The sequence below is a fragment of the Mesorhizobium sp. B1-1-5 genome (assembly GCF_006443065.1).
Lineage (GTDB): Bacteria > Pseudomonadota > Alphaproteobacteria > Rhizobiales > Rhizobiaceae > Mesorhizobium.
Genome location: NZ_VFWS01000031.1, coordinates 39,217 through 45,321, shown reverse-complemented (window position 1 = coordinate 45,321; position 6,105 = coordinate 39,217). Strand labels below are relative to the sequence as shown.

The 6,105-nt window shown below is 63.9% G+C and carries 6 protein-coding genes; all 6 read right to left on the bottom strand.

Features of this window, described 5'->3' with window-relative positions:
* Positions 1–71 precede the first annotated feature (71 nt).
* The 6 genes from FJ980_RS13150 to FJ980_RS13125 all read right to left on the bottom strand — a co-directional run bounded on the left by FJ980_RS13150 (position 72) and on the right by FJ980_RS13125 (position 6,098).
* The gene (locus tag FJ980_RS13150) at positions 72–887 is read right to left on the bottom strand and encodes an ATP-binding cassette domain-containing protein (protein ID WP_140543296.1); all 816 of its coding nucleotides are present in this window, start codon (positions 885–887) and stop codon (positions 72–74) included.
* Entirely contained in the window at positions 887–1,618 is a 732-nt protein-coding gene (locus tag FJ980_RS13145) for an ABC transporter permease (RefSeq protein WP_181181189.1), read from the bottom strand. Before FJ980_RS13145 ends, FJ980_RS13150 begins: the two co-directional genes overlap by 1 nt.
* 9 nt (positions 1,619–1,627) lie before the next feature.
* Positions 1,628–2,374: an ABC transporter permease subunit gene (locus FJ980_RS13140; protein WP_246676406.1), complete on the bottom strand. Its 747-nt coding sequence runs from the start codon at positions 2,372–2,374 to the stop codon at positions 1,628–1,630.
* Between the two features lie 130 nt (positions 2,375–2,504).
* The gene (locus tag FJ980_RS13135; protein ID WP_224639526.1) at positions 2,505–3,347 is read right to left on the bottom strand and encodes a transporter substrate-binding domain-containing protein; all 843 of its coding nucleotides are present in this window, start codon (positions 3,345–3,347) and stop codon (positions 2,505–2,507) included.
* A gap of 193 nt (positions 3,348–3,540) precedes the next feature.
* A complete protein-coding gene (locus FJ980_RS13130) occupies positions 3,541–4,536 on the bottom strand; it encodes an ABC transporter permease (protein ID WP_140543294.1) in 996 nt (331 codons plus the stop codon).
* Entirely contained in the window at positions 4,533–6,098 is a 1,566-nt protein-coding gene (locus tag FJ980_RS13125) for a sugar ABC transporter ATP-binding protein (protein ID WP_140543293.1), read from the bottom strand. Before FJ980_RS13125 ends, FJ980_RS13130 begins: the two co-directional genes overlap by 4 nt.
* Between the last annotated feature and the right edge of the window lie 7 nt (positions 6,099–6,105).

The following is a 6,105-nucleotide window of genomic DNA, read 5'->3' as shown; positions in this document are numbered from 1 at the left end:
CTTCCAACACCCCTCATCCGGCCGCTTCGCGGCCACCTTCTCCCACAAGGGGAGAAGGGGGAAGCAGCGCTTCACTTATTGAAGTTGGCGATGAACTGCCTGAACTGCGGCGTCGGCGGCCTGGCGAACATCTCCTTCGGTTCGCCGGCCGAGTCCACCTCGCCCTTGTGCAGGAACATCACCTTGCTCGACACGTCGCGGGCGAAGCCCATCTCATGCGTGACGACCAGCATGGTGCGTCCTTCTTCGGCGAGCGAGCGCATGACGCGCAGCACCTCGCCGACCAGTTCCGGATCGAGCGCAGATGTCGGCTCGTCGAACAGCATCACCTTGGGATTCATCGCCAGCGCGCGGGCTATTGCCGCGCGCTGCTGCTGGCCGCCCGACATGTGGGGCGGATAGTAGTTGCGGCGCTCCCATATGCCGACGCGCTTCAGCAAGGCCTCGGCCTGTTCCAGGCACTCGGCGCGCGGCCGCTTCAGCACATGCGTCGGCGCGGCGACGAGGTTTTCCAGCACGGTCATGTGCGACCACAGATTGAAGCTCTGGAAAACCATGGCGAGGTTGGCGCGGATCCGCTCCACCTGGCGGATGTCGGCGGGCATCTGGTGGCCGTCGCGACCCCGCTTCATCTTGATGAGCTCGCCGTCGACCCGCACTTCGCCGGAATCCGGGGTCTCCAGGAGATTGATGCAGCGCAGCATCGTGCTCTTGCCGGACCCGGAGGAGCCGAGAATTGAGATGACGTCGCCCTTGTGCGCTTCGAGCGAAATGCCCTTGAGCACCTCGTGATCGCCGAAGCACTTGCGCAGATCCTTGACGCTGATGGCGGGCGTATCGTCGGAGGACGGCGCGGCTTTCGCCGCAGCGGCGACATTTGCCGACATCACAACACCTCCGGTACGGGTTTGACTTGCTGGTTCTGCTCGGGCGGGGCACGCAGATGCGGCGAAAGCCGGTGCTCGACCCAGGCGAACAGCCGGGCGATCGACAGGTTGAGCAGCAGGTAGATCACGCCGGCGCAGGTCAGCACCTCGATCGGCCGGAACGTGTCATGCTGGATCTTCTGCGCCGTTCCCATCATCTCCATGATGGTGACCACGGATGCCAGCGCGGTGGCCTTGGTCATGAGGATGATTTCGGTCGAATAGGCCGGCAAAGCGAGCCGCAGCGCGATCGGCAGCGTGACGAGCCGGAAGCGGGTGAAGGCCGACATGCCGAACGCCTTGGCCGCCTCGATCTGGCCGACAGGCACCGCCCGCAGCGCGCCGCGGAAAATCTCGCTCTCATAGGCCGCAGTGTTCAAGGCCATGGCGACGATGGTGCAGTACATCGGATCGCGCAGGATCGGCCACAGGATCGGGCTGTGGCGCACGAAGTCGAACTGGGAGAGCCCGAAATAGACCAGATAGAGCTGCACCAGCAGCGGCGAGCCGCGGAAGACGAAGACATAGGCGCGGGTGAAATACTCGCCCGATTTGTAACCGGAAGCCCGCAGCCAGGTCAGGCCGGTGGCGATGAGGAGCCCGAAGGCGATGCCGAAGAACCAGATCTCGAGCGTCAGCGGCAGCGCCTTCAGCACGCTCCACATGGTTGAAAGGTAGAAGTCGAAATCCACCGCCACCTCTTATTTCGGCCGCGTGAAGCTGCGGGAGGTGTAACGCTCGGCCCTGTCGAAGATCGGTGTCGAGATCGACGTCATCACCAGATAGAGGATGCCGGCGAGCGTATAGAAAAGCAGCGAATGATGCGTCGAGCGCGCCGCCTTGTTGGCGGTGAGCATCAGCTCGGCGACGCCGGTGACGGAGATCAGCGCCGAATCCTTGATCGTCAATTGCCAGACATTGCCCAGCCCCGGCACCGCGAGGCGCAGGACCTGCGGCATGATCACGAGGCGAAACCGCAGCCAGGCCGACATGCCGTAGGCACGCGCCGCTTCCAGCTCGCCGCGATGGATCGCCAGGAAGGAGCCGCGAAAAACCTCGGCCTGGTAGGCGCCGGAAATGATGCCGACCGCGAGAACGCCGCCGAGGAAACTCGGCATGTTCAAGATATCGGCCGAGCCGATCGATCCGGTGGCCCGAGCAACGCCGGTCAAGACCTGCGTGCCGCCATAGTAGAACAGGTAGATGATCAAGAGTTCCGGCTCGCCGCGGAAGACGGTGGTGTAGCTCTCGCCGATGAACCTCAATCCGCCGCGATGCGAAAGCTTGGCCGCCGCCACCAGCGAGCCGAGAACGGCACCAATCATCATCGAGACGACGGTGACGGCGAGCGTCCAGGCGATGCCCCAGAGCAGTTGCACGCCCCAGCCGGCGGCCAACAGCTCATAGGCCGTCGACACCTGGTCCTTGAGATCGTTGAGAAACTCCACTTACGGCTCCTGCGGGCGCCGAGATAGGCATCGACGGGTTCCTGCTTCGGTGCATGTCGTTTTCCCGCACTTTCGGGCGACATGCACTCAATGCAAAACGGGAGCAGCCTTGGCTACTCCCGTTGCGACATTACTTGGTAATGTCGATCTTGAACCATTGCATGGAATATTTCGACACCGAGCCGTCGTCGAGCGCGGCCTTGAGCGCCTTGTTGTAGATGTCCTGCAGGTCCTTGTCGGTCTTGCGGAAAGCGGCGCCGATGCCCGGTCCGAGGATCGGGCCGCCCTTGAATTGCGGGCCGACGAATTCCAGGTCTTTCGCATCGGGCTTGGCCAGCGTGCCGAGGAAATAGGTGGTGTCGGCGAAGGCAACGTCGATGCGGCCCGCCATCAGGTCGAGGTCGTGCTCGTCGGTGGTCTTGTATTCATGGACGTTGGCGACATCCTTGAGATATTTGTCGGCGAAGGTCGCTTCAGTGGTCGAGACCTGCAGGCCGACATTCTTGCCGGTGAGCTCCTTGCGCAGCGTGTCGAGCGCCGCCTTGGATTCGGCGTCGTCCTTCGACAGATCGATCATCTTGCCGGTGTTGGACATCTGCGCCAGCGGGCCGTTCTTGTCGGCCAGGAAAGCCACCGGCGAAGAGGCATAGGGGATCGAGAAGTCGATGGTCTTCATGCGCTCTTCGGTGATCGACATGCCGTCCATGACAATATCGAACTTGCCTGCCGTGAGCCCGGGAATGACGCCATCCCAGTCCTGCGCGACGATGCTGCATTCGAGCTTCGCGCGGGCGCAGACGTCGTTCAGGATGTCCACCTCGAAGCCGACGATCTTGCCGCTGGCATCGGTCTGGTTCCACGGGGCGTAGGAGCCCTCCATCGCGACCGTCACGGTCTTCCAGTCCTTGGCCATAGCCGGGGTCGAGCAGGTCAACGCCAGCGCGGCGAGCGCGATCCAACGTGAAGATGTCACGGTAATTTCTCCCATATTTTGTTCTTGGAACCCTCAGATACCCAATTGCTTAGCCCAGCCCCGATTCTGCGACAAGGGCTGTTTTCCGGTTCACGCGTTGTTGCAATTCGTCCACGATCGGGACTTGCCCCGCGGCTTCACCGCGAGCGTCGACCCAATCGGAACCGGTCCGGGTGTGGACGGAAGAGCGAGACTACTCCGCCGGCGCGCCGGCGACGCCCCTGCGAGACGCCTCCAGCATCCGGCGCCGGGCGCGGAAGACGCCCCATTGCTGGTCGACCAGCACACCGATCAGGATCACGCCGCCCATCACCGCGAAGTTGAGCGAGGAAGGAATGCCGAGCAGGTTGACGAGGTTCTGCAACTCCTGCAGCAGCACGGTGCCGAGGACAGCGCCGACCAGCGACCCTTCGCCGCCGCGCAGCGAGAAGCCGCCCAGCACCGCCGCCGCAATGGCATAAAGCTCGTAGAACTGGCCGTGGCTCGCCGGCGAGATCGAGCGCGTGTACATGGCGAAATAGATCGCCGACAGCGCCGTCAGCACGCCGCAAATGACATAGGCGGCGATGATCACCCGGCCCGTGCGGATGCCGGAATATTTCGCCGCTTCCTCGTTCTTGCCGATCGCATAGAGATAGCGGCCGAAAACCGAGCGGTGCAGCACCACCCACATCACGATGGCGATGACGATTAACGCGATGAAGCTGTTCGGCAGGCCGTAGGAGCGGCCCGCGGTCAGGAACTCGAGCGTCGGGAAGTTCTGCCCGAAGGCGAAGCCGGCCGTGCCGTCGGCGGTATAGAAGCGCGCCACGCCGCGATAGATGAGCAGGCCGCACAGCGTCACCACGAAGGGCTGCAGTTTCAGCCGCGTGATCAGCCAGCCATGCACGAAGCCGATGATGGCGCCGAGCGCGAGGATCAGCACGAAAGCCAGCGGCCAGCTCACCTCGCGCACCGCGATGAAGTCGATGAACAGCGTGCCGAGCAGGGCGATCACCGAGCCGACCGACAATTCGATGCCGCCGGTGATGATGACGAAGGCCTGGCCGATCGAAAGGATGCCGAACAGAGCGACCAGATTGGAGGTGTTGGCGAGGTTGATCGCCGACAGGAAGCGCGGATTGATGGCCGTCACCACCGCGCCGACCACCAGGATCAGGATCAGCAGGCCGAGATCTTTCTTGGTCATAGCGCTCCTCCCGCCGTTTGCAGCAGTTTCGGCTTCTTGCCGACCGCCAGCAAAAGCACGTTCTCCTGGCTGAAATCGTCCTTGTCGAGGATGCCGGAGATCTGCCCCTCATGCATGACCGCGATGCGGTCCGACACGCCGATCACTTCTTCCATGTCGCTGGAGATCATCAGCACGGCGACGCCGGCGTCGGCCAGTGCCCGCATCAGCCCGTAGATCTCCGCCTTGGCGCCGATGTCGATGCCACGCGTCGGCTCGTCCAGGATCATCACCTTGGGGTTCATCGCCAGCCATTTGGCCAGAACCACCTTCTGCTGGTTGCCGCCCGACAGCGTGCCGGTTCGGGTCAAGACCGACGGCGCCTTGATGCCGAGGTTCTTCTTCTGCTTTTCCGCCGTCGCGAGCTCGGCGCCGGCCGAGACCAGCGAGCGCCTGGCATGCGCCGGCAGGTTGGGCAATGAAATGTTCTGCGCGATCGAGAGATCGAGCAGTATGCCGGTCAGCTTGCGGTCCTCGGGTACCAGGAAGATGCCGTTCGCCACCGCGTCGGCGGCCGATGTCACATTCAGCGGCTTGCCGTCGAGCGCAACGCTGCCGGCGAGCCGTTCGTCGATCCCGAACAGCACGCGCGCGAGCTCCGTGCGGCCGGAACCGACCAGGCCGGCGAGGCCGAGTATCTCGCCGCGTTTCAATTCCAGACTGACCGGCCGGTCCGGATAGGTGCTGGTGCGGATCGCATCCGCCGACAGGGCCACGCTGCCCGGCGCGCGGGCGGCCTCGCCGGCCTTCTCGCGCTCCTTCAGCATGCGGCCGATCATCAGCCTGACCATCTCGTCGTGATTGATGTGGCTCTTGGGAAGGGTGCCGGCCAGCGTGCCGTCGCGCAGCACCACGACGCGGTCGGCGACGCGCTCGATCTCATGCAGCCGGTGCGAGATGAAGATGACGCTGATGCCTTGCGCCTTCAGGCCCTTGATGACGTCGAGAAGCTTTTCGGTTTCCGCCATCGGCAGGCTGGAAGTCGGCTCGTCGAGGATGACAAGGCGGGCCTTGATCGACAGCGCCTTGGCGATCTCGACCATCTGCTGCTGCGCGAGCGACAGCGACGCCACAGGCGCGTCGGCCGAGAAATTGGCGCCGACGCGCTTCAGGAGCGGCGCCACCATCTCGCGCAATTTCGCGCGGTCGACCAGCCTCAGCGGACCGGCGCGCAGCGGCTCGCGGCCGAAGAAGATGTTGGCGGCGACGTCGAGGTTTTCGAAGAGGTTCAGTTCCTGATGCACGAAGGCGATGCCGGAGCCGATGCTCTGCTCGACGGTCAGGCCGTCATGCGCCGCGCCATCGACGGTGACGGTGCCGCTGTCCGGCCGCGTCACGCCGCCGAGGATCTTCATCAGCGTCGATTTGCCGGCGCCGTTTTCGCCGACCAGGCCTATGACCTCGCCGGGCCGGACCTCCATCGAGAATCTGTCCAGCGCGACGACGCCCGGATAGGTCTTGCGCACGGCATCGAGGCTCAGAAACGGAGCGGTGGTCGGTTGAGTGGAATCGGTAGAGGTCATCACGCCA

What these genes read in the sequence shown, in the direction of transcription:
- FJ980_RS13150 (WP_140543296.1), bottom strand. Translation starts at nt 887, where the DNA reads ATGTCGGCAAATGTCGCCGCTGCGGCGAAAGCCGCGCCGTCCTCCGAC.
- FJ980_RS13130 (WP_140543294.1), bottom strand. Translation starts at nt 4,536, where the DNA reads ATGACCAAGAAAGATCTCGGCCTGCTGATCCTGATCCTGGTGGTCGGC.
- FJ980_RS13125 (WP_140543293.1), bottom strand. Translation starts at nt 6,098, where the DNA reads ATGACCTCTACCGATTCCACTCAACCGACCACCGCTCCGTTTCTGAGC.